A 24939-nucleotide genomic window follows, 5' to 3' on the forward strand; every position below is an offset into this window, starting at 1 on the left:
TTAAGAGCTTTTCAATGCATTTTCAAAGGGAATTCTATTGATAATACTTCTACCTAGTGTTACTTCATCTGCATATTCCAATTCATCATTAACACCAATTCCTCGAGCAATAGTAGCTATTTTCACTTCTACATCTTCTAATTGTTTATAGATATAAAAGTTTGTAGTATCTCCTTCCATCGTAGCGCTAAGTGCAAAAATTAATTCGCTCACCTGCCCAGATTTAACCTTTTCTACCAACGAGGTAATTTTAAGATCCTGAGGACCAATACCATCCATAGGACTAATTTTCCCTCCTAATACATGATATAATCCTCTATACTGTCCTGTACTTTCTATAGCCATTACATCTCGGATATCCTCTACAACACATACAATATCCTGAATTCTATTCGGATTACTACAAATATCACATATTTCTACATCACTAATACTATGACATTTTTTGCAGAACTTTACATCTTTTCGTAAGGTACCTAATGCATTTACAAGATGTTGGGTTTGCGTTTCAGGCTGTCTTAGTAGATGTAAGACCAATCTCAAAGCGGTTCGTTTCCCTATACCAGGTAACTGGGACATTTCGTATACCGCATTTTCCAATAGTTTTGATGAGAATTCCATAGCTGTACAAATGTAAGAAATCGTGATGAGTAAATAAGTCTTAGAATAAGAAAGGTTTTACTTGAATGAAATGAATACTGGATACTATTTCTATAAAGAATAACTTCAATGATGTTATATGCTTGTAATTTGATTTCTGTCTTAATTACTCTTAAAAAAAACTAGAACCGAAAAACTAACATACTATTTACTACTTTTACCACAAAACAACACATCATGCTTGAATCACTTTCTGAAGAAACACAGCTAATACTACTTGTTATCGGAATAGCAATTCTATTTTTTATAGTTCGCTGGAATTCTGCAAGAAACAAAAGAAAGCTATACCAAAGAGACTCTAGAGATTTTAGGAAGAACTACTTTAAAAAAAAGAAAAAATAAGTTTTCCTTGGTTTTGAATTACCATCAGTATTGAAGCTATGGTTATTATTTTAATATAAAGAAAAAACAGATGAAGATATATACAAAAACTGGAGATAAAGGAACCACTGCATTATTTGGTGGAACCAGAGTTCCTAAACACCATATTCGTATTGATAGTTATGGTACAGTGGACGAGCTCAACTCTTATATAGGTCTTATCAGAGACCAGAAAATCGATGAACTTAGTAAAAAGATTTTGATAAATGTTCAAGATAAATTGTTCACCGTTGGAGCGGTTTTAGCAACGGATCCAGATAAAGCTGTCTTAAAAAGTGGAAAAAAACGCTTAAATATCCCTACTATTTCTACAGAAGATATTACATTGTTAGAAACAGAAATGGATCGTATGAATGATTCATTACCACCTATGACACATTTCGTATTACCTGGAGGACATCAAACTGTGTCATTCTGTCACATTGCCCGTTGTGTATGCAGGAGAGCCGAGCGTTTAGCTACTGCCTTATACGAAATAGCACCTTTTGAAGAGACAACTTTACAATACTTAAACCGACTATCTGACTATCTATTTGTACTGGCACGAAAGTTGTCACACGATTTACAAGCTGAAGAGATAAAATGGATTCCTCAGAAAAATTCTTAAATTCTCTAAAGGTTTTAAAAACAAATTAAGGGTAATACCCAAAAAATCACGTTCTTATAATTATTGTTTAAATAATTAATTTTTTACTTGACTTTTTAAACTAAAAAATTATTTTTGCAAAAAAATTAATACCAGCAAGCATATGTATTGGACTTTAGAATTAGCATCCTATTTGAGTGATGCACCTTGGCCAGCAACCAAAGATGAGTTAATTGACTATGCAATTCGTACGGGAGCACCGCTGGAGGTTGTGGAAAACCTACAATCTATTGAAGATGAGGGAGATTCGTATGATTCTATAGAAGAGATATGGCCAGATTATCCTACTGACGAAGATTATCTTTGGAATGAGGATGAATATTAAAAAAATATTTAAATAGTACTAAAAGTCTCGCAAGAGGCTTTTTTTTTGCGTAAATTACGCCACTTTCCTAGGCTTTAGAAAGCTTGGTGAAGCATTGTATAATATTGCCTTAACGGCATGGAGATTACTACAAATTCAACAAAATAAGAGGTTACCAAAAACAATCATTTGGTGAAACAATAAATTGAATATTATTGTAGATCTCAAATAAACACATAACCATAAATTAATCATGGGAGTTTTAGATTCTGTATTAAAAGTATTCGTTGGAGATAAATCCAAAAAAGATATAAAAGAAATTCAACCCAAAGTTGAATTGATTAAGAAAGCTTCAAAAAGCATTGAGGTACTTTCTGACAATGAACTTCGAGAAAAAACAGTAGAGTTCAAAAAATTTATTAACGATGCACGTGCAGATATTAATGCGAAAATAGATTCTTTAAAAGAGGAAGCAGATGCAACCGAGGATATTGACAGAAAAGAGGATATCTATGGAGAGATCGATAAATTAAAAAAAGATGCTTATGACGCTACAGAAAAAGCTTTGAATACTATTTTACCTGAAGCTTTTGCAGTAGTTAAAGAAACAGCTAAAAGATTTGCTGAAAACGAAACGATCGCTGTAGAAGCTACGGCTTATGACAGAGAATTATCTGGCTCTAGAGATCATATCACTTTAGATGGAGATCAAGCTATTTGGTCTACAAGCTGGGATGCAGCAGGAAAAGAGGTGAAATGGGATATGATTCACTATGATGTACAGTTGATTGGTGGTATTGCATTACATGAAGGAAAAGTTGCTGAAATGCAAACGGGAGAAGGTAAAACTTTAGTTGCTACCTTACCTGTTTATTTGAATGCATTATCTGGTAACGGAGTACATTTGGTTACCGTTAATGATTATCTGGCAAGACGTGATAGTGAATGGATGGCTCCTATTTTCCAATTCCATGGACTAACAGTGGATTGTATTGACAATCACAAACCTAATTCTGCAGAACGAAGAGCGGCATACAACGCTGATATTACTTATGGAACCAATAATGAATTTGGTTTTGACTACTTAAGAGATAATATGTCACATGCTCCAGAAGATTTGGTACAACGCCCTCACAATTATGCAATTATTGACGAGGTAGATTCTGTACTAATTGATGATGCTCGTACACCACTAATTATTTCTGGTCCTATTCCAAAAGGAGACATTCATGAATTCAATGAATTAAAGCCAAAAATCGCTGATATTGTATCGGTACAACAAAAATACTTAACATCGGTTCTTGCTGAAGCAAAAAAGCTTATCAAAGAAGGAAATACCAAAGATGGTGGTTTTAAACTATTACAAGTATATAGAGGTATCCCAAAAAATAAAGCATTGATTAAATTCTTAAGTGAAGAAGGAGTAAAAATGTTACTTCAGAAAACAGAGAATTTCTACATGCAAGATAACAATAGAGAAATGCATAAAATTGATGCAGATCTTTATTATGTAATCGAAGAAAAAAATAATCAAATAGATCTTACCGATAAAGGTGTTGAGTACCTTTCTGGTAAGGATGATCCAGATTTCTTTGTACTTCCACAGATTGGAATGGAAATCGCTAAAATTGAGAATCTAGGATTATCTAAAGAAGAGGAAGCTGAGAAAAAAGAAGATCTGTTTAGAGACTACAGCGTAAAAAGTGAACGTATCCATACTTTACGACAATTATTAAAAGCATATTCATTATTCGAAAAAGATGTAGAATATGTGGTTATGGACAATAAAGTAAAAATTGTTGATGAGCAAACAGGTCGTATTATGGATGGACGTCGCTATAGCGATGGATTACATCAAGCGATTGAAGCAAAGGAAAATGTAAAAATTGAAGATGCTACACAAACCTTTGCTACCGTTACACTACAGAACTATTTCAGAATGTATGGCAAGTTATCTGGTATGACGGGTACAGCAGTAACTGAAGCTGGAGAGCTTTGGGAAATTTACAAACTGGATGTAGTAGAAATTCCGACCAATAGACCAATCGCAAGAAAAGATAAAGAAGATTTAGTATATAAAACGAAACGTGAAAAATACAATGCTGTAATTGATGAAGTTACAGAATTAGCAAGAGCAGGAARACCTGTATTGATCGGTACTACTTCAGTAGAAATTTCTGAATTATTAGGTAGAATGCTTACTATTCGTAAAGTTCCTCATAATGTATTGAATGCGAAACTACACAAAAAAGAAGCTGATATCGTTGCGGAAGCTGGAAATCCTGGAGTTGTAACTATCGCAACAAATATGGCAGGTCGTGGTACGGATATCAAATTAACAGATGATGTAAAAGCTGCTGGAGGTTTAGCAATTATCGGTACAGAGCGTCATGATTCTCGACGAGTAGACCGACAGTTACGTGGACGTGCTGGTCGTCAGGGAGATCCAGGAAGTTCTCAATTCTATGTTTCTTTAGAAGACAACCTAATGCGTTTATTTGGATCTGAGCGTATTGCTAAAATGATGGATCGAATGGGATTAAAAGAAGGTGAAGTAATTCAGCATTCTATGATTTCTAAATCTATCGAAAGAGCGCAGAAAAAAGTAGAAGAAAACAATTTTGGTGTTCGTAAAAGATTATTAGAATATGATGATGTGATGAATGCGCAACGTGAGGTGGTTTACAAAAGACGCTATCATGCTTTATTTGGAGAACGTCTTCGTGTAGATCTTGCCAATATGATCTATGATACAGCCGAGGTAATTACAGAATCTAATAAGAATGCTCAGGACTTTAAAAACTTTGAATTCGAATTGATTCGTTATTTCTCTATGAGTAGCCCTATTAGCGCTGAAGAGTTTGAAAAAATGGATGCTCAAAAAATTGCAGGTGAAGTATACAAGTCCGCTTATGAACATTATCAAGACAAAATGAAGCGTAATGCAGAAACTGCATATCCTGTTATCAAACAAGTATATGAAGATCCTTCAAGTAATTACGAACGTATTTTAGTTCCTTTTACTGATGGAGTAAAAAGCTTGAATGTAGCTACTAATCTGCAAAAAGCTTATGAAAGTGAAGGAAAGCAATTAATTACTGATTTCGAGAAAAATATCACTTTGGCTATCATCGATGACGCTTGGAAAACGCATCTTCGTAAAATGGATGAATTAAAACAAAGTGTTCAATTAGCGGTTCATGAACAAAAAGATCCATTACTTATCTATAAGTTTGAGGCCTTTGAATTGTTTAAAGCGATGATTGAAGATGTAAATAAAGATGTGATCTCATTCTTATTTAAAGGAGAATTACCAACTGGTAATACACAAGATATTTCTGAAGCTCGCCAGACACGTAAAAAAGAAAAATTAGAAACTTCAAAAGAAGAAATTCCTAATATGGATGAACGTGCAGCGCAAAATAGAGCAGCTGGACAAACACAACAACGTCAGCAAGTAACTGAAACTATTGTACGTGATCAACCTAAAATAGGGCGTAACGATAAAGTTACTATTAAACACGTAATGAGTGGCGAAAACAAAACTGTAAAATACAAGCAAGCAATTCCCTTAATCGAAAAAGGAGAATGGGTGCTTGTAAATGATTAGAAATATATTGACAACTCAATTATAAAAAACCTGCAGTTTCTACCTGCAGGTTTTTTTATTTATAAACTTTTATTTATTTTCCAACAACCTATAATACTCTTTACTAAAAGTCTTCGGATGTAACTTCTTATAAGACTTATCATATATTAAATAGGCCCTCTTTAAAGCATTTAATTGTGATTTATGACAAAAACCCGCTAAGTTTTTAACATCCCAATATTTTTCTATATTGATTGCCACATTCGGAGATGGCATTCTATCTACTTTTTTAATTTGTTTTGTTTGCCTATACATATTGGTTTTAGCAACTAAAAAATCTTCCAACTTCGGAGGTAAGGAAATTTGAAATAAATATCTAGGTCTGAAATTAACAAGATTATTATTTCCTTTAAATAAATATTCGATAATCTCTGCAGATATTAGATGTTCTGGATGTCCAGTTGCACCAATTGAAGAATCATATGTAACCAAAGCTTCTGGCTGAAAACTATTTATTTTTTGTTGTATTACATCCTTTATTTTGTCTTTATTCTCTTTCCAAAAGAGGATTTTATTCTCTATAATATCTTCCCACTTGTTATTTATAAATCCTCCATTTTCATATTTATCAAAGCCAATTTTTTCAGCAGAACATTTTAATTCACTTTGACGAGGCTCTCCATGATCACAAAGCGTTAATAAATGAGCAATTGCTCCTCTTTCCTTTAAATACAGGACTAATCCCGCTGCTACCAACTCATCATCAGCATGAGGAACTACAACAAGTACCCTAGAAATATTTTTAATTCTATTTTTTAAATCAGGAATACCATTATCCTGAAGCATTTCTAGTCTTCTATATTCCTCTTCCTTATCGGAGCAAGCTAATAAAACTAGGAAAAGAAATATTATCGATGCTATATTTGACTTCTTATTAAACAAGGGATTTTTTATACATTGTAAAGAATAAAAATGGCAAGTATCCAACTGCGAAAATAAGTCCTCCAGCCAATAACAAGAACTCAGCTCCCATCCAATGCATTACCTTAAACAATCCTGCTAGACCGACAATAACAGCAGATATACAACCCAAAATAATTTTTAATCGCTCTGATAAGTTTTTTGCAATGGCTACCTTATACCTATCTATTGTCACCATAGGAACAAAAAGTAATAATAATATCAGAAAACCAGTCATAAGCAACATATTAGCACCCGGATACCATAATATTTTAAACACAACACCGGTAGTTAACGCAAGCGCTCCAATAAATCCGATTAAATACATCAGTTTTTTCATCATAAGAATTCGTTTTGAGTTTAATAAAAAAAATGTTTTTCTTTCTAAATCGATCAATCCATTTGGCGCTAGATCAAGCACAGCATCCTTTAATGATTGATCAAAAGTTTTTCCTGTTTTGAGATCACTTTCTACCACACAACACAAATGATCAAGAATATCATCTCGTAAAGAAGTTAATTTGAGACCTTGCTCATCCACAAATGTCTCTATCCTATTTTCTTGTTCTTCATTTAATTTCATATGACATCAAGTTTTGGAAAAATAACCTTGTTTAATGTCTCCATGAAATCCTGTAGTTCTTCTAAATAGCTTACTTTCTCCTTTTCTCCCTTTGTAGTCAGCAAATAATACTTTCGCACTCTTTTCCCTACATATTCCTCTTCACAGGATAATAAACCATCTTTTTTCATTTTTTGTAGTGCTGGATACAATGATCCATCCTTTAACAATATTTTACCGTCTGATCTTTCTTTTACTTGTTGAAAAATCTCGTAACCATACATCCTTCCTTTTTCTGACAAAAGGTTCAGTATAATTACAGAAAGGGTTCCTTTTAAAAGTTCTTTTGAATACATAGTTCAAATATACATAAAAAAACAATACATCATAATTCTATGTATTGTTTTTTTATGTTTTTTTTTCCAGCAAGCTCCGCAACCATTTAAACAAAATTTGATCTAATAATAAACGATCAACCATGAAAAGAGCGCCACTTATACTAATATTACTCTTACTTATTATTTCCTGTAACGATGACGATGATGTTATAGAAATCACCTCGATTCGAGTAAATCACTATCTAGACACTGGTTTTATCACTTTTTTTGGAAATCTTGGAGTTATCAATACAATACAAGAAGGCAATCAAATTGGACAAGAAGAATTTTTAAATAGTTATTCGGAAATTCAGGGTTTTGAATATGAATTGGGTTTTATACATGATCTTTTGGTAAAGAAAATCCAAATATCCGATCCTCCTCAAGACGGTTCAAGTATCAAACTAGAGCTACTTGAGGTATTATCAAAGCAAGCTGCACCTTTAGACACTGAATTTAAAATACAATTAACTCTTAACACTAATGAAGATACTTTTTTAAATTGGGTAATTGTAGATCAAGAAAATAATTTTTCTTTGATCAACTCATCTATATCTATAGAATGCGGAAGTTTATGTTTGGAATTATTAACAAGAATAAATAATCAAGAACAAATAACCGGTGTATTCACTCATGGAGAGAACAACACATATATTTTACAAAATATTCTCGACGAATAGAATTACTAGCTATTATTTTGAAGTATATAAAAAATCAAAGCGGATTCAAAATGAACCCGCTTTAATTGTTGGACCTAGATCCTGTTTCCCCCCACTTTCACAGATTTCTATAAATCTGTAAGTGTATTTTGGTTTTCTATAAACTTTTCAACGATTACAGAATCTCCTTTGCTATTTTCTAAAACGTATAAACCTACAGGTAATTGACTTAAATCTATCACGTTTGTTGTTTTTGATAATACGTGAACTGTATCTTTTACTTCAAATAACTTTAGCTTATCACCATCTTCAAAATCCAATACTTCAATGATATCCCCAACTCTTTCTATTGCTAATAAGTTATCGTTCTTGTTTACGTAGTTATTAATAAACTCTTCTTCTACAGCTKTATTTTCATCATCCCCTAATAATTCACTATCGTTCTCTACAATGAATTCTTCTTCTTGTGTAATAACCGCTCCGTCGATTATCAACTCCTCTGCTTGACGATCAATGATGATTGACTTTCCTGCGTTATTTTCTAATAAATATGATCCAACAGGTAATTGACTAAGATCTATTAAAGAATATGATTTAGATAAGATATGATCTCCAGATTCTAATTCGAATAATTTAAGCTTATCTCCTTCTTCGAAATCAACTACTTCTACAGTCATACCATCTTGACTAACTGTAAGCTTATTATCTTCGTTTGCAAAAATTGTAAGAGATAAAAATAGACTGAATATTAGGGCTGTAACTTTCATTTTATTTGGGGGCTTTAAAGTTAAGTTATTACGGCTTTACCATACAAGTATAGTTCAAAATACTTATGCCACCAACTAGAAATCAGACTTTTAGACCAAATTGCTCGTATTTTCGTTCAAATACAAAAATATTGTTAAAAAAAATACAAATAACTGATTTTCAGTGAATTGAAAATTAAAAAAACAAAAAAAACTGCTAAACGACATTATTTAGCCGTTCAAAAACACAAAAATTCCCTTACAAACAATAAGTTTATCTCAAAATTTTAAGAATTAATAACAAGAAAAATATTACTAAAAATATTCTTTCTTACTCAAATTCTACCAAAAAAGCAGATATCAATCAGAAGAGATCTTTTATATTTTTAATAGTAAATTAGGATCTGGGCAATTCTCTAAATAGAAATCAAGATGTATCTTATTAGACACTCCAGGATAATCTCCTTGATTGCCTTGCATATCTTTTATGATTTGGAAATGTAAATGGGGTGCGTAATCTCCATTCACTTCAGCAGTACCTAACTCAGCAATAACATCTCCTTTTACGAAACTTTTGCCTTCATGTAGATTTTTTATAGAGTTTTCACTTAGATGACCATATAAAGTAAAGAAGGTTATATCCTGAATACTGTGTTCCAATATAATTGTTGGTCCATAATCACCAAAATTCTTATTATTCTTAAAACTATGCACCTTTCCTGCTAATGGAGCAAGCACTGCAGTTCCAGAATCACACCAAACATCTAATCCTAAATGAATGTTTCTTTCGGTTTCAGGATCTTGTTGATTAAAATGTTCACTGCGATTGTATATGCCCCTTTTCTCATTATATCCTCCATATGCGACTAATGCATCATGAGTATGGAGATAATTATTAATATATGCTTCAAATGCGTTTGAAGAAGAAACATCAATTGATTTTAAAAGAGCATTATTTAGAGACAAGTCTATAAATTTATAGTTCTCTTTAGAAAATTTAGTATCAACTACAGGTATAAAACTTTGTGAAAGGTTTTTTATAAATTCTGAAAATGATGTGTGCGTCATTATATATTTGTTGAGATTATTCTTGGTATTTTACTAATCCAATTTTTAGGTAATTGTTTTAATAGTGCTTTTCTAAACTTATGGTAATCAACGGTGATCGTATGCCTTGGTGTATCAATCTGTTTATAATGAGGGTTTGTCACCTCTTTCTCGCAGCGTTTTTTAATATTTGATGGCATTTTCCATTCTCCTGTAAGGTAATTTGCTAATAATTTACTTTGTAACTCTGATCCTGGCCAAATACATCCCAAAGGTTGAAACATTCCAACGAAAAATAAATTATGATACGTTTCATGAAACATTTTGAGATATAATGGTACAGAGCCATTACTATAATCAATAAATAAAGGGTCAAAAAATGAATGCTTCAATATATATCCCGTACAAGCTATGACAACATCGAAATCCTCTTCTGTACCATCTTTAAAATACACTGTTTGTCCATCCATTCTCTTGATATCGACTTTTGGATGTACTTTACCATGTCTTAACTTGTATAATAGCTCATCATTAATGGTAGGATGCGTTTCACCAAACTTTGTTTTTACTTCTTGAAGACCATATAATTTATTTTTACCCAGCATGATGCGGAGTAATACATCATTGAACCAACTTCTAAGTTTTACAGGAAGCCAAGCCGATCTTGCCCCCACGATATCAGAAGGTAATCCAAAAAAGAATTTAGGTATTATTCTATATCCCCTTCTCCAGCTAATCGCAGTTCTTTTACTTACTCTGCTTGTTTCGACCGCTACATCGCAGGCAGAATTTCCTCCTCCAATTACCAATACTCGTTTATTAGCAAAAGGAGCTGATTTTTTATACGCATGAGAATGTATAAAATCTCCTGAAAAATTTCCTGGATATTCAGGAATTCGAGGCACTGAATGATGTCCGTTACAGACTACTAAATCTGTAAATTTTTCTACCCTATTCTTCCCATTTTGAACGATTGAAATATTCCATTCCGTAGCGCTTATTCTTTCACAATGCTCTACTTTGGTTTCAAACTGAATAAATGGATAAAGCTTAAAATGTTTAGCATATGCCTGAAAATAACGTCTTAATTCATCATGGGAAGGGTAATCTGCTACTGTAGTATCAAAATCATCGAAAGTAAAGTCTTCATATTGTGATAAAGTTTTAGAACTTATGATATGAGTAGTTTCAAAAACGCTAGAATGACTCATATCTTCTGAATAGATCCAATTTCCACCAACATCGAGGTTACGATCATAAACAATTACCTCAAGATCTTTATCTATCAAATTTTTTAATGCTGTAATCCCACTTGGTCCAGCACCAATAATACATATTCTTTTTTTCATACTTCTGCCAACTAAAGCTGGAGGTAAATTAAAGAATGTATTGATTTTTAAAAAATATTTTTGATTTACAACACTAAAAAGATCTAAACAGAATATGTTTTATCCATTCTTCTTTTGATTACTGTTATTTGTATAGCAAACAAAATAGCTAGAAAAATGATTCCGTACATTGTAGTATTATGAAATTTAAAATCTGAAAATGGGTTTTCGAACTTAGATACATTCGGAAAATACATATTCACATTATCAAAAATTGATTTACTCTCAGACAAATACAATAACGTAATCAATATACTGATCACGCATATTCCAATAATAACCCAAGCTCTTTTTGAAATCAGTGGTTGATATTCTATCGACTTGTGTTTAGGAATAGCACTTACCTCGTGCATTACATTTTGCAAAAAATCCATGGAAGGAGATTCATTACCTGCTTCCTTTACTAATCCTCTGATGTCATTATATGGCTCTTCCATTCCTAGCATTGATTTCTGGTGAAACATAATGTTTAAGTATCGAATATAACTTTTTTCTACTTCGATACAGTTTTATTTTTATATTATCTTCTGTTAATCCGACAATATCCTTAATTTCTTTTACGCTTTTTTCGTCGAAATAATACAAGGTAACTATAGCCGCATCTTCTTCTGGTAACTTAAGAATACTATCTGTTATTATTTGTTTCCTTTCCTTGCTTTGCAAATAATTTAATGCATCATTCACAATTCCTATTTCTCCTTCACTGATATCCTCTATCAACTCACTAGACAAAAAGCGTTTTTTCGTTTTGATTGCATCAAGACTTTTACGGTATGCTATTGTATACAACCAAGTAGAAAACTTTGCATCACCTCTATAATTAATTAAAGATTTATAGGCCTTTACAAAAGTATCTTGAGCAATTTCTTCTGCCTCTTCTTTATTTTTAACCATCCTATACGTAACGGTATATACCAGACTTTGATAACGCTCCACTAGAGTTGCAAAAGAATTTGCATCTCCTTTGAGCACCTGCTCTATATAATATTGATCTGATTGATGGTTCATTTCTTCATAAGACGATGCATTTTCTTTTTCGGTTACAATTTATTTTAAAAAAGATACGAAATATTTTTTTTCAATTTTTTGTAACCGAATTCCATTAACATACGTCATAGAGAAAAACGAACAGTTAAGTTAAACCTATTAAATCTTAAAATTATGAGTTTTGTCGAAGCATTAATACCACTATCTATCTTTGGATGCATTTTTGGTATTTTCTATTTATTTATTACTGCGAGAAACAAAGAGCGCATGTCGTTAATCGACAAAGGAGCTGATGCCTCTATTTTTTATAGTAGCAAAGCAAAAAGAGTGACGCCAGTATGGAAAGTCTTTATTCTCAACTTTTCATTATTACTAATGGGTATTGGATCAGGTATTTTTATTGCTGGTATTTTACACTACTCTTTGGGAGTTCACGGAGAAGTTGCATATCCTGGTACGATATTCTTTATGGCAGGTATCGGATTGTTTACGGGGTTCACGATGACCAAAAATCTGGACAAACAAGAAGCCTAAGGTTCTTAGAAATTATAAAGACCTATCATTTCTGATAGGTCTTCCCCCAAATTCTACTTATTCTATGTAAATAAAATAAATCTTAATTGTAAGCAACAATGTCTGTATATTCCATCTCGATATCAAATTTCTCGATGATCACAGATTGCCCTCTATTATTTTCTAATATATATTTTCCTACTGATAATTGAGTAAGGTCAACCACTTTAGTAGTTTTCGTTAATACATGTATTTTATCAACAACCTCAAATAATTTGATTTTATCTCCTTCTTCGAAATCTAACACAGTAAAAACATCTCCGTTTCTTGATACTGCTAATGGATTCACTTCTGATCTGTAATAGATATCTTCTAACTCTTCTTCAACAGTAACTTCACTAATAGGCATTCTATCACTGTCTCTTTCTACCATATATTCAGTACCTAATTCTTCGATTACGATTTCTTCATCCGTTCTCTCGATAACTACAGATTTTCCTTCATTATTCTCTAGTAAATATTTTCCTAGCGGTAAGAATGTTAAATCTACTTGACCTCTTGTTTTTGATAAAATATGATCTCCTGTTTCAACTTCAAACAACTTTATTTTATCACCATCTTGAAAATCAACCACCATTACAATAAATCCATCCTTCTCAATTTGTAAACTTTCGTCATTACGAGCATTTACACTTGTCAAGAAAAAGAAACCTAAAATAAATAGTAAAGTTCTCATTGTCTGGATTTTTTATTGTAACATTTTTACGTGATTACCATACAATAATATCGTTTAATTGTCGTTCTTGGAAAATTTTGAACAACTTTTAGATCAAAGGTTTTTGATTTTCGACCAATGACACAAAAAAGATAACATAAGCAAATTTTAAACACTAAAATATTGAATATCAAATATTTATATTTTTAAAAAATGTCAGAAAAGCCGATTAAGTGCAGATAAAAAAGATAAACAAACAAAAATCCCACATTTCAGCGTTATCAATTTCTTAAAAAAAGATTAATAAACGAATGATTAAATGGATTAATTTAACATTAATTTAAACAAAAATTATCCAAAGCAATCGCTCTGTTTTGACAACCAGCTACTTAGAATAGCTTGACATATCTATTCGTTTTTCAACGATTACCTTACGTCCATCTCGATTAATTAACAGGTATTTTCCCTCAGGAAGTTGACTAAGATCAAAAATCCCTCTTTTAGTTTTATAGGTGATTATTTTTCCCGTTCGTAATTCAAATAATTTTACTTTGTCCCCATCTTTAAAATTAACTACAGTTATAATGTTTCCATTACGCTTGACGATGAGGCTTTCGTCATTTCCATTATTTCCAAACAAAACTGTAGCATACATTAAAGAAAAAATTAGTACTAATTTTTTCATAAGCTACTGAAATTAAATTAATTATGCTCTGTATTTTCCCGTAATAAATGTACTATAAAAAGAAAAAGACAAAAAGTATTCTATGAATTATTGGATAAAATATTTTAATTCTAGGACGAATGGTACAAACGGCACCATTTATTTCTTTATTTGTAGCTTTATGTTTACATCTTTATTATTTCTTACTGGTAAAATAAGCCAACAAAAAAGCCCTACTAAACTGATTAGCAGAGCCTTTAAACAATTAACACATTATAATAAAATTATTGTAGTATGATATCGCTATATTTTGAATTTATGGTTATAACTTTATCAGTATCTCTCGTTTTATTGAAGCCGTTTACAAATATGTTTCCAAAATTTCTTCTGGCATTTACCTCTACTGTTTTCGGTAATGATATTCTACTTTGCACACCGCTATAAGCTATATTAAAAGCTGTATCAGGTAATTTTAATTTAAAATCGCTATTCTCTACGGCTAGATCTAAAGTTGAAAAAGAATCTAAAAGATTCGCTATAGTTATCGCTCCAAAACTACCTGATATCGCTGCATTATCTTCTAATTCTTGGATAAATAAGTTACTAGAATCTGCATYCACTCTCAGGTTTTTAGCCTTTTGAATTCTGCAGTTCTTTACATAATTAACAGCTAACCTTCCATTGTTCCATTGTTTAATTGCAATTGGAGAATATGATGTTCTTATAAAAGTACGGTCTCCATCTATAACATCACCTTGTAAACTGGTATGAGAAAGTGACGCGATCATATTGACTGTTTTTTCCGCTAATTGCACATTACCGTGTCTGATATTTAACTTTAATAATACTTTTTTAGGCATTTTTACCTTTACTATTCGATGTACTGTTCCTGAAGAGTTATTCATTCTAGAGCTATATCGATAAACAGTTACGTTTGAACCATTACGCTGTGTAATTTCTAAATCTCCCGAGAATTGAGAAGCCCATGCTTGCATTCTTCTGGCAAACTCTTCTCCAGCCCAATCTTGTGAATTCAAGTTAGCATTTGGTTGAATTTGTTGAGCATTTTTGTTTAATTCATTGGTCCAACTTTTTACAACATTCTCATAATTATCTCCAAATTTCTCTTTGATTTGATCTCCCCACTGTTGGATATATTTCTCTTCATTTTCTTTAAACTTATTTGTATCGAAATTCATACTTGCCAAGTTTTCCGAAAGAGCGCTAGGCATTGGATTATTTTCAATATTTTTCAGAATAGGTCTTAACATATCTGAAATTACTGGTTCTAACCTATTATACTCTGGTTGAGCATCAGCATTGTTTGCAGAAGATATAGTTCCGGACCAAAAATTTCCTGTTAACGAATTGATCTTAATTTCTCTGCTATTCCCTAAAGCCTCTATCTTCCAGTTTTGTAGAAAACGTTCTTTATTATTCTCATTAATATTATCTCCTTCGATATAAGCCTCGACTTCAACCGTGTTTTTATTCCAGCTTTCGAAAACAATTTCCGTATGGCTAGTATTTAATTGGATGGTAACATCCTCATTTACAACAAACTTTTCACTTAACTTTTGTAGTCTATCTTGAGCAAATACTCCAGAACAACATGCCACGCTAAGTGCAAGAATATTAAGCTTGTATATCAATGTAATTTTCATTCTCAATTTTTTCTAATTCTTTTAGTTTGTCTTTTAGTCTATTTAAGAGAGATAATCTAAGTGTCAAATTTTCTATCATTGCCTCGGCACTTTGCACATTAGGACCTACTTCTATCAATTCCTTATTAAGGTCTAGATACTCTTTGTTAAGTTTTTCTAATCGTTTCATAAAACTTTCTACCAACTCTCTGTTAGAATCATCTACATTAATCTGAGATAGTTGAAACTTTATTCCTGTTAGCAAATAATTCTCTGTTTTTTCATACTCAGGAAACATCTCGGCTAGTGACGATGTTTGCTTGCTCAAAACCACGGTAGCATTTTTAACATCTGATGTATTGGCATCCACAACCTGTGTATTGTTGTTTATTCCATTATTTCCAAACTCATTAAATGCTAACATAGAAATGGACAATATTACGACGACACTGGCTGCAATTCTTAACCAACCGTAATTAAATTTTCTTGCCTTTTTAGGAAGTTCTTCTTCCAATCTCGCTAAAAAACGATCCTGATGCCCCTCTGTTAAACGTTCAGAAGGAATCCGATTATCTTGCTTCAGCAATTCTCTAATATCCTGTCCCATCTCTTAAATGTTTTAATTGATCTTGAAGTTGTTTCTTTCCTCTGTGCACTAAGGTTCGAGAAGCAACTGGTGTAATATCTAATATCTCGCTTATTTCTTTATGATCGTATCCCTCTATTAAAAATAGCATTACGGCATACTTATATTTTTCAGGCAATCTTTCAATTGCATTTTTCACTTCTTCAACAGTAGTAGAATCTGAAACAGACCAATCGTCTTGCTCTTCTACTGTAGACATCACTTGCTCATTAATAGCAACCATATTCATTTTTTTCGCTTTGAGCATATCGATACTCTTATTAATCACTATTCGTTTTAGCCACGCACCAAACGTTACATCACCCGTAAACTGATGTAATTTTAAAAAGGCTTTAATAAAAGATTCCTGCATCGCTTCTTCTGCCTCAAAAGGATCTTTAAGAAATCGTAATGCAACATAATACATACCATCACAGTACTTATTATAAAGCTTCATCTGTGCTTTACGATCGTTAGCCCTACACTGTTCTATTAGCTCGCTCTGTAACAAACTGACTTAAATTTAGGTTAGTGATTACTTCTTTAAAACTGTTCTAATTACTATTCTCTTCTAAAGACGAGATTGTATATTAAGGTGTTGCAAAATTAAAGATAAAAAAAACGAAAAAAACAAAATCAACTGGTTTTCAGAATATTAATAAAAAATAAATAAAACTTAGTAAGTTTTTGTAAAAAGCAAAGACTATTAAAAACATAAGTATAATCTCAATCACAAATCCTCAAAACATGTATAATTCAGTTAACTTTAATAGCACCAACTCTAAAGAATTAGAAAGCGTAAAAAATCTAATGAAGAATAATGTAGATCACACAAAAGATATTATTAAGCAAATTGATAATTTTTTAGAATCAAAACCACTACCAAAATCTGTGTTAGATATGTTAGTTAATCAGCGAAATGCTTATGCTGTTAATGTGATGAATTTTATGAAAGTTATGAAAATGATATAAAAAACTAATAGTTAGCTGCAATCTCTTTAAATTGTTTACTCATATTCCATTTTATAATGGTGGTCGAAGTAAGAATTCCACTTCCCATCGCGCCACCAACTCCAACTAACGTAATATCCTGCCCCGTAAGATACAACCCTTTAATATGTGTTCTTGGTCTTAAAACTCTTGTTTTATAGCGCTCTGGAGCATGAGTAACTCCATAAATCTCTCCTTCTTGATATTTACTAAATTTTCTAGTAGAAACTGGAGTTGAAACTTCAGCATGAATGATATGTCCCTCTAATTGTGGAAAAAGTTGATATAACAATTGTAATCCTTTCCGTTTAAAATCTTCTTTAATTTGATCATATGTATCACCTCGATTTAACCAAGGTTCATCTTCATACTCTTTAAAATCCGGATACCAAGCTCTTCCTATCAATTGGATGGTAGACTGATCAGAATGTTCTTTTGACCACATACTATCTTTGGCAGATGGAAATGATATATAAGCAAATGATAAATGATCTTGAGTCAGATTATCTCTATCATTCAAAATACTATCGGTGTCTTTATCTTCATACCACCAGATATTATACTTTGGTAAGTTCAAATCCAAATCACTTTTATTCATCCCTACATATAAACACAAGTGGCAAGTAGAAGATTTCACTTTTTTAAAATCAATGTGTTTTTTCTTAATTACTGATGGATCCAACAAGTTTAAAAAAGTATTTCGAGCTCCTGCATTACTAATAACCTTTTTACAACTGTACTCTTTTCCATTAATCATTAAAGCTTTAACGGACTTTCCTTTAGTGACTATCTTTTCTACATTGGCCTTTATATAAACTGGAACTCCTAATGTTTCTAAATTTTCTATTATGGTTTCATGAATACGATTAGCTCCTCCTCTTGGATAATAACCTCCTTCCATAAAGTGATTAATAACAATGCAATGCGAAGCAAAACTACTTTCTTTAGGAGATAATCCATAATTACCACACTGAGCACACAAAACAGCAATCAACTCTTGATTATCAGTAATACTGCTTAGTACTTCGTATGTTGTTTTATTAGAAATAGGACGTTGTATTCTTCTAAATATAGGCCCCAAAGTTATACTAAGTAAACCAGGAAATGCCTTCTGGGCAAAATACAAAAGGTTTTTCTTGGTACTTTTTTCTAATAATTCTAAATACTTAGCAATTGCGGGCTTATCATTAGGAAAATATTCATAGAACTTTTCTCTAAAATTTTCCTTTCCAGCTACAAATTCAAATCTACGGTCACCAATGTAAGCTACATCATAAGGATCTCCCATAGCATCCCACTCTAACCTGTTTCCTGATAGATAATTAAAGATTCTTCGTAGTCCTGAACCTTCCTTCATATTCCCTACATAGTGTACTCCTACATCCCATACTAAACCTTTTCTTCTTTTAAAAGTATGTGTAAACCCTCCTGGTGTATAATGCTGTTCTAACACAACAACTTTCTTTCCTGCCTTGGCTAAAAAAACTGCAGTAGTTAAACCTCCAACTCCAGAACCAATAATTACATAAGTATCATCTTCAAATACAATATCTTCAGTAAATTTTTTATAGGATTTTTCTACCATATGTAAGAAATAAGAGCTCAAAAGTAAGAAATATATGTATCTTCATATAGTAAAAGAGATATCTTTAAAATTTAAAAAACTCCTATGTCTGCACTTCTGAAAAGATCGTTATTTTTTTTAATTGGGTTTATAATTATATGTATTGCAAGCTTTTTTGTTCTCAAAAACAACACTAAAAAACACAGTCCAGAAGAAACTGTCACCCATGTTAGCAATGAAGCAACATTTACGGTATTTTATAATCGGCCTTTTAAAAAAGGAAGAGAGATTTTTGGGGCACTCGTTCCTTTTGATCAAGTATGGAGAACTGGAGCGAATGAAGCAACAACTTTTACTACAGATAAAAAAATTTTAGTAGATGGATCTGAATTAAATGCAGGAACTTACACTTTATGGACTATACCCGGCAAACAGTCCTGGAAGGTGATTTTTAATGAAGAACAATATAACTGGGGTGTAAGCTTAACAAATGGAGAACCTGCAAGGAATCCCGAAAAAGATGTTTTAATCATTGAAGTTCCAGTGCAACATTTATTGAATGTCATAGAACAATTTTCTATTTATTTTCAAGAAGCAAATAACTTTACTATCATGTTTCTGGCTTGGGATCAAACGGGTATCGCTATTCCGATAAAATCTAACTTGTAATATTGCAAATAATAAGGGTATTTTACTGAAATGAATTTATAAATTTGCCAATCCACTGCTTTTTAAATTAGATGAAATGGAACACCGAGATAAGTCTTCAAAACTACCTGCTAACACTAATCCAAGTGCCATTAATCGTTTCAAAAAACTACAACAAAAGGAGATATCCATTCCAGAAATTTTTAAAGGAATTATTGCTCAAAATACGACCGCTCTTAGCAAAGGAATAACCTTAGTTGAAAGCACACAACAAAAACATAGCGAAAAAACACAGCAGCTCATTGAAAAATGCCTTCCGTATGCAAATAATTCTATTCGAATAGGTATTACAGGAGTTCCTGGTGTTGGGAAAAGTACATTTATCGAAGCTTTGGGAAATGTACTCATTAAAAAAGGGAAAAAAGTGGCAGTATTAGCGGTAGATCCAAGTAGTACTATTTCTGGTGGTAGTATTCTAGGAGACAAAACTAGAATGGAATCTTTGGTAAGATCTACAGAAGCATTTATCAGACCTTCTCCTTCTGGAAGTTCATTAGGTGGTGTGGCACAAAAAACGCGTGAATCTATTATTTTATGTGAAGCAGCTGGATATGATGTAATTATTATTGAAACTGTTGGTGTTGGTCAAAGCGAAACAGTAGTTCATAGCATGGTTGATTTCTTTTTGTTACTAAAACTTGCTGGAGCTGGTGATGAACTACAAGGAATCAAACGCGGTATTATCGAAATGGCTGATGCAATTGTAATAAACAAAGCAGATGGAGATAATGTAAAACGTGCTAGAGAGGCTAAAAATCAATTTAGAAAAGCATTACACTTATATCCGATTGGAGAAAATAAATGGACTCCAGAAGTTCGAACTTGCAGTGCGTTGACCCAAACAGGGGTTGAAGAAATATGGGAATTAATTGTACGATATGTAGAGATTTCTTCAAACAATGGATATTTTGAAAGAAATAGAACTGAGCAAAACAAATTTTGGTTATTACAAACTATCGAAGAACAGTTAAAAAATTCTTTTTACAATCATCCTGAAATCAAAAAGATATTATCTGAACAAATTACCGCTGTTCAACAACATAAAGTTACACCTTTTACCGCAGCAAAATATTTACTGGACAAACATAAAAATTCTTAAATAGGAAACGCTCTAACTAAAATTAGAAAAATTAATCCTCCAGATCAACTTCACCCACCTGCTCTTTTGTTACTGATGTTGGAATTTCAGAATCTGAGGGATTATCTTCTTCATAGTCCTGCATAACACCAGCCAAACGCGCACTGATTTTAACTAAATAGATAGTGTCGTTTGTTTTTACTTCTACGGCTTCTATGGTATCATTATGATGATTTTTAAAAGAGATAATATCTTTATCTGAATAGCCATCCGGAAATTTATCCACTAAAAGATTCAAAATATCTTTATTTAGCTTTTTGTAGTCAACAATTACTCTTCTCATAATTACAGAATTAGTTGGTTACTTTACTATTGATATACTTTATCCTTTCTATAATTTAAAATACCCAACGACAAGCTTTATATCCTAAAGTATTTCAAATGATTTCTCTCATTATTTTGATGTGTAAATGACTACTACAATTTAAAATAAAAAAATTAAAATCTTTGCAAATAATCTTCAAAAAAAGAGGGGGTTTACCTCAAACTTTCTATTTATAAAAATTAAAACCTGTACATTTAGAACAATAATTAAATTCAAACCTTAATTAATCCTCTGATGTCAAAGTTTACCTCAAGTAGTTTATTATATATTTCCCTTGGTATTCTTTTATTTTTTTCGTTTTTCTTATATGCATTTACATTAGAAACATACACCTATATCGAGTCCCTTTCTATTACAATAAGGAAGTGGTTCGGTCAATTTTATCTCTGGTTGGGTCTCATAACCGTATTATCGTTAATTATAGTCGCATTATCTCCTTGGGGTAAACGAAAGTTAGGAAAGAGTTCGGATCAGCCGGAATTTTCAAGACTCGCGTGGATATCTATGTTATATAGTGCTGGAATGGGTGCTGGTATACTGCTTAGAGCAGTTCAAGAACCTGTTTTTATGAGATGTTATTCTCCTATTTATACAAACAATACTGTAGAAAGTATCGCTTTAGAATATACTTTTTATCAATGGGGTTTCACTGCATGGGCATTTTATGCAATTTTTGCAATTGTTATAGGCTATTACCTTTTTGTGCGATCTAAAAAAGTACTATCCAGTAGTGCTTTTAGTTCTTTAGAAACTATAATTACTTCCAAAAGAATACAAAATCTTATGTTCAATGGAATTGATATTCTTGCAATTCTAACAACTGTTTTTGGATTAGTAGCTGCTATTGGATTAGGCACTACTCAAATAGAAGGTGGGCTTAGTCATTTATTACAGGTAAATTTCGATGTGAGAATAACCATATTTTTATTAATTCTAATCTCTGTTTTAGCTTTTATCTCAGTTTTTAAAGGAGTAAATAAAGGAATCAAGGTAATTTCGACCTGGAATATTTATATCACTTTAGCGTTGTTATTTTTTGTTTTCATACAAAGTGATATTCTTGCAATAGTATCACAATTTGGCTCCTCACTTTTGCATTATGTTATAGATTTTATTCCGTTGAGCATAGCGTATGGGGTTTATAATCCCGGAGAAGTTTTTTTAACCGATTGGACATATTATTATTGGGCATTTTGGTTAGCTTGGGCTCCTTTTACTGGAATTTTTATTGCTAGAATTTCTCGAGGTAGAACACTTAGAGAGTTGATTACTGGTGTTCTTATTGTTCCATCATTAGGAACTTTTTTCTGGTTTACCGTATTTGGCGAATCTGCATTTCAAATTGTAGATAATTTGAGCATCTATCAAGGTGAATTCGATAATGTTTTTACGTCAATTTTTATTTTTTTTGAAAACTATCCATTTCAAGGTTTAATAAATACCGTAGTAATACTCTTGCTTATTAGTTTCCTAATTACTTCTTTAGATTCTGCCATTTTTGTGTTAAGTATGTTTACAGATCATGGAAAACAACATCCTTCTAAAAAACATCGCCTATTATGGAGTATTGTGCTTACCATCTTTGCTATTGGAATTCTTTTACTTGGAAATGCGAAAGAAGATATTAATGTCTTGACAGCAATGCAAAAACTATTAATTATTACCTCACTACCATTTTCATTGTTAATGGTTGTAATGATGGTGTTATTTTTTCTAGACTTTAGAAAAACAAGGGTTGAGCAATAATGTATCTGAATTAAAAATTAACAATCAAAATAATACCAGATTTATACTAATCGTCAATTTTCTGCGTATAGATAAATGAATATACCAACTTAAAACCCAAAATTATGAAACCCAATATTTACCTTCTGTATAGCATCGCTTTTTTCTTCTTGTTTACATTATCTGCACAGAACTGTAATGATGCTGTTCATACTGGTGAAGGTACCTATTATGATGGTGTTGATGGAGGAGTTTTCGGGAATTGCTCTTTACCTGTTGCAGATGGAGATCATATGCATTGTGCTCTAAACAATATTGATTATGATGGCAGTAATGCTTGCGGAGCTTGTATTGAAGTCACAGGACCTAAAGGCAGTGTTAGACTCAAAGTTGTGGATAGATGCCCAGAATGTGCAGAGGGAGATGTAGACATGACAGAACAAGCTTTTGCTATGATGGCAGATGTTATCGATGGAAGAGTTCCTATATCCTGGAAGTTCGTGCCTTGTGATAGTGCTTCCAATAATGAATCCATTAAAATTAACTTTAAAGAAGGTTCTAGTATATATTGGACAGCTATACAATTTCGAAATATTAAACATGCTATTGCCAAAATGGAATATCAATTATCTGATAATACTTGGAAACCTGTGGATCGTGTGTTATTTAATTTTTTTATTGAAACTGATGGTATTGCTTCTCCAATGAACTTAAGAATTACTTCAATTTTGGGAGAAGAATTAATTTTTGAAAATATTCCTATTAATCTGAATGAAGATTATAATACAGGTAAACAATTCACCACTCCTTCAGAATGCTCGGAAACACTTTCTGTAGATGATATAGAGGTTACCAAACTTTCTTATTACCCCAATCCTTCTTCAGAAATATTATACATAATTAATGATGCTAAAAACTGGATACTGACTGACAGTAATGGAAAAAAAATAAAAAAAGGGAATGCTAGTTTTATCGACACATCTATACTAAAGTCTGGTCTTTACTTTTTATCTGTTGAAAATAAAAAAGCAGAGAAAATCATTATTAAGTAGATTTTTTTACATCACAAAATGCGTTACTGCGTCACATACTTCTTAATCAAAAACATATGTAACTTATAAGCTCCTACTCCTAAAAGTATTCCGATAGCCATTCCTGTAATGATATCTCCTGGATAATGAACGCCTACATAAATTCTACTATAACTCACAACAATTGACCAAAACACCATAAAAGGAAAGATATATTTCAATCTTTTTTGCAAAGCTAATCCCGTAAAAAATGCCAATGCCATAGAACTTGCAGCATGCGCAGAAAAATATCCATGTCGACCACATCTTTCTGCAATAAATCGAGTAAACTCTCCAATACCTTCTGCTCTACAAGGTCTTGGTCTCATAAATAATACGTTTTTAAACAAATTAGATAACTGATCTGAAGCAGTAATCAAAGCTGCTACAATCACAAGAGTGAATATTGTTCCCTTTATTCCAAAATATTTATAGAAAAAATATAGGAGTACTACATATAATGGGATTTGATAAAACTTTTCGGTCATAAACAGCCAAAACCCATCCCAAGCAGGAGATCCTAAATTATTTAAATATAAAAAGAGATCTTTATCTAATTGTATAATTTCTTCCATAAACTAATAGTTTTATACTATTCTATTTGAAATCGTATGATATTATTCTTCGTAACGTTCGATTTCTCGATCATAAAAATCATTTGCTGCCTGAAATAAATTCTCAGCTTCGCTTTCTAATTCTTTCTCATCACTTTTATCGAATTCTTCAAACCATTCTACCTCGTCATTTTCTAAATTAATCACAAACCTTGGAAACTCGGTATGGATAACAAAAATTGCATTTGGGTAATCTGTATTATCGCCTAATAAGAATTTTGGAAAACTCATATACTTATAAATTATGTTAGACAAAACTACAAAGTTTACTAGTAAAGTCACAAAAAGAAAAAGAGGTAAACCTATAAATTAGAACTTACCTCTTTTAAAAAAAATTTT

At 31.9% G+C, this 24939-nt stretch carries 29 protein-coding genes; 11 read left to right on the forward strand and 18 right to left on the reverse strand.

All coding sequences use genetic code 11. From position 1 onward, the window contains the following. Nucleotides 1–621 (reverse strand): recombination mediator RecR, encoded by a 621-nt coding sequence (gene recR / locus GBO31_RS08630; protein ID WP_219007929.1) that lies wholly within the window; start codon nt 619–621, stop codon nt 1–3. A 216-nt stretch (nt 622–837) separates the two neighbouring features. On the opposite strand from recR, the gene GBO31_RS08635 reads away from it, so the two are divergent. The 4 genes from GBO31_RS08635 (at nt 838) to secA (ending at nt 5601) form a co-directional block, all read left to right on the forward strand. Continuing rightward, nucleotides 838–1002, forward strand: a complete 165-nt coding sequence (locus tag GBO31_RS08635) for a hypothetical protein (RefSeq protein ID WP_219007930.1) — start codon at nt 838–840, stop codon at nt 1000–1002. 70 nt (nt 1003–1072) lie between these two features. Continuing rightward, a complete protein-coding gene (locus tag GBO31_RS08640) occupies nt 1073–1648 on the forward strand; it encodes a cob(I)yrinic acid a,c-diamide adenosyltransferase (protein ID WP_219007931.1) in 576 nt (191 codons plus the stop codon). 142 nt (nt 1649–1790) lie between these two features. Beyond that, nucleotides 1791–2012 carry a DUF2795 domain-containing protein gene (locus GBO31_RS08645; protein WP_006989959.1) on the forward strand — a complete coding sequence of 74 codons (222 nt, stop codon included), beginning with the start codon at nt 1791–1793 and terminating at the stop codon, nt 2010–2012. Nucleotides 2013–2244: 232 nt separating this feature from the next. After that, a complete protein-coding gene (gene secA / locus GBO31_RS08650) occupies nt 2245–5601 on the forward strand; it encodes a preprotein translocase subunit SecA (protein WP_219007932.1) in 3357 nt (1118 codons plus the stop codon). A 69-nt stretch (nt 5602–5670) separates the two neighbouring features. On the opposite strand, the gene GBO31_RS08655 is transcribed toward secA, so the two are convergent. Genes GBO31_RS08655 through GBO31_RS08665 form a run of 3 tightly spaced genes read right to left on the reverse strand, consistent with a single transcriptional unit; the run spans nt 5671 to nt 7458 of the window. Beyond that, the gene (locus tag GBO31_RS08655) at nt 5671–6522 is read right to left on the reverse strand and encodes a PIG-L deacetylase family protein (RefSeq protein ID WP_219007933.1); all 852 of its coding nucleotides are present in this window, start codon (nt 6520–6522) and stop codon (nt 5671–5673) included. Then, nucleotides 6515–7123 carry a hypothetical protein gene (locus tag GBO31_RS08660; protein WP_219007934.1) on the reverse strand — a complete coding sequence of 203 codons (609 nt, stop codon included), beginning with the start codon at nt 7121–7123 and terminating at the stop codon, nt 6515–6517. The genes GBO31_RS08655 and GBO31_RS08660 overlap by 8 nt, the downstream gene beginning before the upstream one ends. Continuing rightward, complete coding sequence (locus GBO31_RS08665; protein ID WP_219007935.1) at nt 7120–7458, reverse strand: PadR family transcriptional regulator; 339 nt, start codon at nt 7456–7458, stop codon at nt 7120–7122. Before GBO31_RS08665 ends, GBO31_RS08660 begins: the two co-directional genes overlap by 4 nt. Before the next feature lie 122 nt (nt 7459–7580). On the opposite strand from GBO31_RS08665, the gene GBO31_RS08670 reads away from it, so the two are divergent. Next, nucleotides 7581–8159, forward strand: a complete 579-nt coding sequence (locus tag GBO31_RS08670) for a DUF4377 domain-containing protein (protein ID WP_219007936.1) — start codon at nt 7581–7583, stop codon at nt 8157–8159. Nucleotides 8160–8266: 107 nt separating this feature from the next. Here GBO31_RS08670 and GBO31_RS08675 read toward each other — a convergent pair whose 3' ends face one another. From GBO31_RS08675 to GBO31_RS08695, 5 genes are all read right to left on the reverse strand, one after another. Continuing rightward, on the reverse strand, nt 8267–8905 hold the full coding sequence (locus tag GBO31_RS08675) for a hypothetical protein (protein ID WP_219007937.1): 639 nt from the start codon (nt 8903–8905) through the stop codon (nt 8267–8269). A gap of 357 nt (nt 8906–9262) precedes the next feature. Then, nucleotides 9263–9952: a peptidoglycan DD-metalloendopeptidase family protein gene (locus GBO31_RS08680; protein WP_219007938.1), complete on the reverse strand. Its 690-nt coding sequence runs from the start codon at nt 9950–9952 to the stop codon at nt 9263–9265. Continuing rightward, the gene (locus GBO31_RS08685; RefSeq protein ID WP_219007939.1) at nt 9952–11280 is read right to left on the reverse strand and encodes a flavin-containing monooxygenase; all 1329 of its coding nucleotides are present in this window, start codon (nt 11278–11280) and stop codon (nt 9952–9954) included. Before GBO31_RS08685 ends, GBO31_RS08680 begins: the two co-directional genes overlap by 1 nt. Nucleotides 11281–11363: 83 nt before the next feature. Further along, complete coding sequence (locus GBO31_RS08690) at nt 11364–11783, reverse strand: hypothetical protein (RefSeq protein ID WP_219007940.1); 420 nt, start codon at nt 11781–11783, stop codon at nt 11364–11366. Beyond that, nucleotides 11740–12327 (reverse strand): RNA polymerase sigma factor, encoded by a 588-nt coding sequence (locus tag GBO31_RS08695; protein ID WP_219007941.1) that lies wholly within the window; start codon nt 12325–12327, stop codon nt 11740–11742. The genes GBO31_RS08690 and GBO31_RS08695 overlap by 44 nt, the downstream gene beginning before the upstream one ends. A gap of 153 nt (nt 12328–12480) precedes the next feature. Between GBO31_RS08695 and GBO31_RS08700 the strand changes: the two genes are divergently transcribed. Then, the gene (locus tag GBO31_RS08700) at nt 12481–12840 is read left to right on the forward strand and encodes a DUF6249 domain-containing protein (RefSeq protein ID WP_219007942.1); all 360 of its coding nucleotides are present in this window, start codon (nt 12481–12483) and stop codon (nt 12838–12840) included. 82 nt (nt 12841–12922) lie between these two features. Here the strand turns inward: GBO31_RS08700 and GBO31_RS08705 are convergent, their stop codons facing one another. The 5 genes from GBO31_RS08705 to GBO31_RS08725 all read right to left on the reverse strand — a co-directional run bounded on the left by GBO31_RS08705 (nt 12923) and on the right by GBO31_RS08725 (nt 16923). Beyond that, complete coding sequence (locus tag GBO31_RS08705) at nt 12923–13555, reverse strand: hypothetical protein (RefSeq protein ID WP_219007943.1); 633 nt, start codon at nt 13553–13555, stop codon at nt 12923–12925. A gap of 364 nt (nt 13556–13919) precedes the next feature. Continuing rightward, complete coding sequence (locus tag GBO31_RS08710; protein ID WP_219007944.1) at nt 13920–14219, reverse strand: hypothetical protein; 300 nt, start codon at nt 14217–14219, stop codon at nt 13920–13922. Between the two features lie 263 nt (nt 14220–14482). Further along, a complete protein-coding gene (locus GBO31_RS08715) occupies nt 14483–15862 on the reverse strand; it encodes a hypothetical protein (RefSeq protein WP_219007945.1) in 1380 nt (459 codons plus the stop codon). Next, nucleotides 15834–16448, reverse strand: coding sequence for a hypothetical protein (locus GBO31_RS08720; RefSeq protein WP_219007946.1), 615 nt, complete (start codon nt 16446–16448; stop codon nt 15834–15836). Before GBO31_RS08720 ends, GBO31_RS08715 begins: the two co-directional genes overlap by 29 nt. Beyond that, nucleotides 16432–16923 (reverse strand): RNA polymerase sigma factor, encoded by a 492-nt coding sequence (locus tag GBO31_RS08725; protein WP_219007947.1) that lies wholly within the window; start codon nt 16921–16923, stop codon nt 16432–16434. The genes GBO31_RS08720 and GBO31_RS08725 overlap by 17 nt, the downstream gene beginning before the upstream one ends. Before the next feature lie 290 nt (nt 16924–17213). Between GBO31_RS08725 and GBO31_RS08730 the strand changes: the two genes are divergently transcribed. After that, nucleotides 17214–17438, forward strand: coding sequence for a hypothetical protein (locus GBO31_RS08730; RefSeq protein ID WP_219007948.1), 225 nt, complete (start codon nt 17214–17216; stop codon nt 17436–17438). 4 nt (nt 17439–17442) lie between these two features. Here GBO31_RS08730 and GBO31_RS08735 read toward each other — a convergent pair whose 3' ends face one another. Continuing rightward, a complete protein-coding gene (locus GBO31_RS08735; RefSeq protein WP_246615817.1) occupies nt 17443–19062 on the reverse strand; it encodes a phytoene desaturase family protein in 1620 nt (539 codons plus the stop codon). A gap of 63 nt (nt 19063–19125) precedes the next feature. On the opposite strand from GBO31_RS08735, the gene GBO31_RS08740 reads away from it, so the two are divergent. Together GBO31_RS08740 and meaB are read left to right on the forward strand one after the other, a co-directional pair. After that, a complete protein-coding gene (locus GBO31_RS08740; RefSeq protein WP_219007949.1) occupies nt 19126–19689 on the forward strand; it encodes a DUF2911 domain-containing protein in 564 nt (187 codons plus the stop codon). Between the two features lie 76 nt (nt 19690–19765). Continuing rightward, nucleotides 19766–20827: a methylmalonyl Co-A mutase-associated GTPase MeaB gene (gene meaB / locus GBO31_RS08745; protein ID WP_219007950.1), complete on the forward strand. Its 1062-nt coding sequence runs from the start codon at nt 19766–19768 to the stop codon at nt 20825–20827. Nucleotides 20828–20858: 31 nt separating this feature from the next. Here the strand turns inward: meaB and GBO31_RS08750 are convergent, their stop codons facing one another. Continuing rightward, nucleotides 20859–21149 carry a hypothetical protein gene (locus GBO31_RS08750; protein ID WP_219007951.1) on the reverse strand — a complete coding sequence of 97 codons (291 nt, stop codon included), beginning with the start codon at nt 21147–21149 and terminating at the stop codon, nt 20859–20861. 276 nt (nt 21150–21425) lie between these two features. On the opposite strand from GBO31_RS08750, the gene GBO31_RS08755 reads away from it, so the two are divergent. After that, on the forward strand, nt 21426–22937 hold the full coding sequence (locus tag GBO31_RS08755; RefSeq protein WP_219007952.1) for a BCCT family transporter: 1512 nt from the start codon (nt 21426–21428) through the stop codon (nt 22935–22937). Nucleotides 22938–23041: 104 nt separating this feature from the next. Beyond that, nucleotides 23042–23968: an expansin EXLX1 family cellulose-binding protein gene (locus GBO31_RS08760; RefSeq protein ID WP_219007953.1), complete on the forward strand. Its 927-nt coding sequence runs from the start codon at nt 23042–23044 to the stop codon at nt 23966–23968. Between the two features lie 23 nt (nt 23969–23991). Here GBO31_RS08760 and GBO31_RS08765 read toward each other — a convergent pair whose 3' ends face one another. Together GBO31_RS08765 and GBO31_RS08770 are read right to left on the reverse strand one after the other, a co-directional pair. Next, nucleotides 23992–24561 (reverse strand): phosphatase PAP2 family protein, encoded by a 570-nt coding sequence (locus GBO31_RS08765; RefSeq protein ID WP_219007954.1) that lies wholly within the window; start codon nt 24559–24561, stop codon nt 23992–23994. A gap of 42 nt (nt 24562–24603) precedes the next feature. After that, a complete protein-coding gene (locus GBO31_RS08770; protein ID WP_219007955.1) occupies nt 24604–24831 on the reverse strand; it encodes a hypothetical protein in 228 nt (75 codons plus the stop codon). Nucleotides 24832–24939 lie beyond the last annotated feature (108 nt).

The sequence above is a fragment of the Aquimarina litoralis genome (genome assembly GCF_019295435.1).
Taxonomy (GTDB): Bacteria; Bacteroidota; Bacteroidia; order Flavobacteriales; family Flavobacteriaceae; genus Aquimarina; species Aquimarina litoralis_A.

What these genes read in the sequence shown, in the direction of transcription:
- recR (WP_219007929.1), bottom strand. Translation starts at nt 621, where the DNA reads ATGGAATTCTCATCAAAACTATTGGAAAATGCGGTATACGAAATGTCC.
- GBO31_RS08635 (WP_219007930.1), top strand. Translation starts at nt 838, where the DNA reads ATGCTTGAATCACTTTCTGAAGAAACACAGCTAATACTACTTGTTATC.
- GBO31_RS08640 (WP_219007931.1), top strand. Translation starts at nt 1,073, where the DNA reads ATGAAGATATATACAAAAACTGGAGATAAAGGAACCACTGCATTATTT.
- GBO31_RS08645 (WP_006989959.1), top strand. Translation starts at nt 1,791, where the DNA reads ATGTATTGGACTTTAGAATTAGCATCCTATTTGAGTGATGCACCTTGG.
- GBO31_RS08660 (WP_219007934.1), bottom strand. Translation starts at nt 7,123, where the DNA reads ATGAAATTAAATGAAGAACAAGAAAATAGGATAGAGACATTTGTGGAT.
- GBO31_RS08665 (WP_219007935.1), bottom strand. Translation starts at nt 7,458, where the DNA reads ATGTATTCAAAAGAACTTTTAAAAGGAACCCTTTCTGTAATTATACTG.
- GBO31_RS08670 (WP_219007936.1), top strand. Translation starts at nt 7,581, where the DNA reads ATGAAAAGAGCGCCACTTATACTAATATTACTCTTACTTATTATTTCC.
- GBO31_RS08680 (WP_219007938.1), bottom strand. Translation starts at nt 9,952, where the DNA reads ATGACGCACACATCATTTTCAGAATTTATAAAAAACCTTTCACAAAGT.
- GBO31_RS08685 (WP_219007939.1), bottom strand. Translation starts at nt 11,280, where the DNA reads ATGAAAAAAAGAATATGTATTATTGGTGCTGGACCAAGTGGGATTACA.
- GBO31_RS08690 (WP_219007940.1), bottom strand. Translation starts at nt 11,783, where the DNA reads ATGTTTCACCAGAAATCAATGCTAGGAATGGAAGAGCCATATAATGAC.
- GBO31_RS08695 (WP_219007941.1), bottom strand. Translation starts at nt 12,327, where the DNA reads ATGAACCATCAATCAGATCAATATTATATAGAGCAGGTGCTCAAAGGA.
- GBO31_RS08700 (WP_219007942.1), top strand. Translation starts at nt 12,481, where the DNA reads ATGAGTTTTGTCGAAGCATTAATACCACTATCTATCTTTGGATGCATT.
- GBO31_RS08705 (WP_219007943.1), bottom strand. Translation starts at nt 13,555, where the DNA reads ATGAGAACTTTACTATTTATTTTAGGTTTCTTTTTCTTGACAAGTGTA.
- GBO31_RS08710 (WP_219007944.1), bottom strand. Translation starts at nt 14,219, where the DNA reads ATGAAAAAATTAGTACTAATTTTTTCTTTAATGTATGCTACAGTTTTG.
- GBO31_RS08720 (WP_219007946.1), bottom strand. Translation starts at nt 16,448, where the DNA reads ATGGGACAGGATATTAGAGAATTGCTGAAGCAAGATAATCGGATTCCT.
- GBO31_RS08725 (WP_219007947.1), bottom strand. Translation starts at nt 16,923, where the DNA reads ATGAAGCTTTATAATAAGTACTGTGATGGTATGTATTATGTTGCATTA.
- GBO31_RS08730 (WP_219007948.1), top strand. Translation starts at nt 17,214, where the DNA reads ATGTATAATTCAGTTAACTTTAATAGCACCAACTCTAAAGAATTAGAA.
- GBO31_RS08740 (WP_219007949.1), top strand. Translation starts at nt 19,126, where the DNA reads ATGTCTGCACTTCTGAAAAGATCGTTATTTTTTTTAATTGGGTTTATA.
- meaB (WP_219007950.1), top strand. Translation starts at nt 19,766, where the DNA reads ATGGAACACCGAGATAAGTCTTCAAAACTACCTGCTAACACTAATCCA.
- GBO31_RS08750 (WP_219007951.1), bottom strand. Translation starts at nt 21,149, where the DNA reads ATGAGAAGAGTAATTGTTGACTACAAAAAGCTAAATAAAGATATTTTG.
- GBO31_RS08755 (WP_219007952.1), top strand. Translation starts at nt 21,426, where the DNA reads ATGTCAAAGTTTACCTCAAGTAGTTTATTATATATTTCCCTTGGTATT.
- GBO31_RS08760 (WP_219007953.1), top strand. Translation starts at nt 23,042, where the DNA reads ATGAAACCCAATATTTACCTTCTGTATAGCATCGCTTTTTTCTTCTTG.
- GBO31_RS08765 (WP_219007954.1), bottom strand. Translation starts at nt 24,561, where the DNA reads ATGGAAGAAATTATACAATTAGATAAAGATCTCTTTTTATATTTAAAT.
- GBO31_RS08770 (WP_219007955.1), bottom strand. Translation starts at nt 24,831, where the DNA reads ATGAGTTTTCCAAAATTCTTATTAGGCGATAATACAGATTACCCAAAT.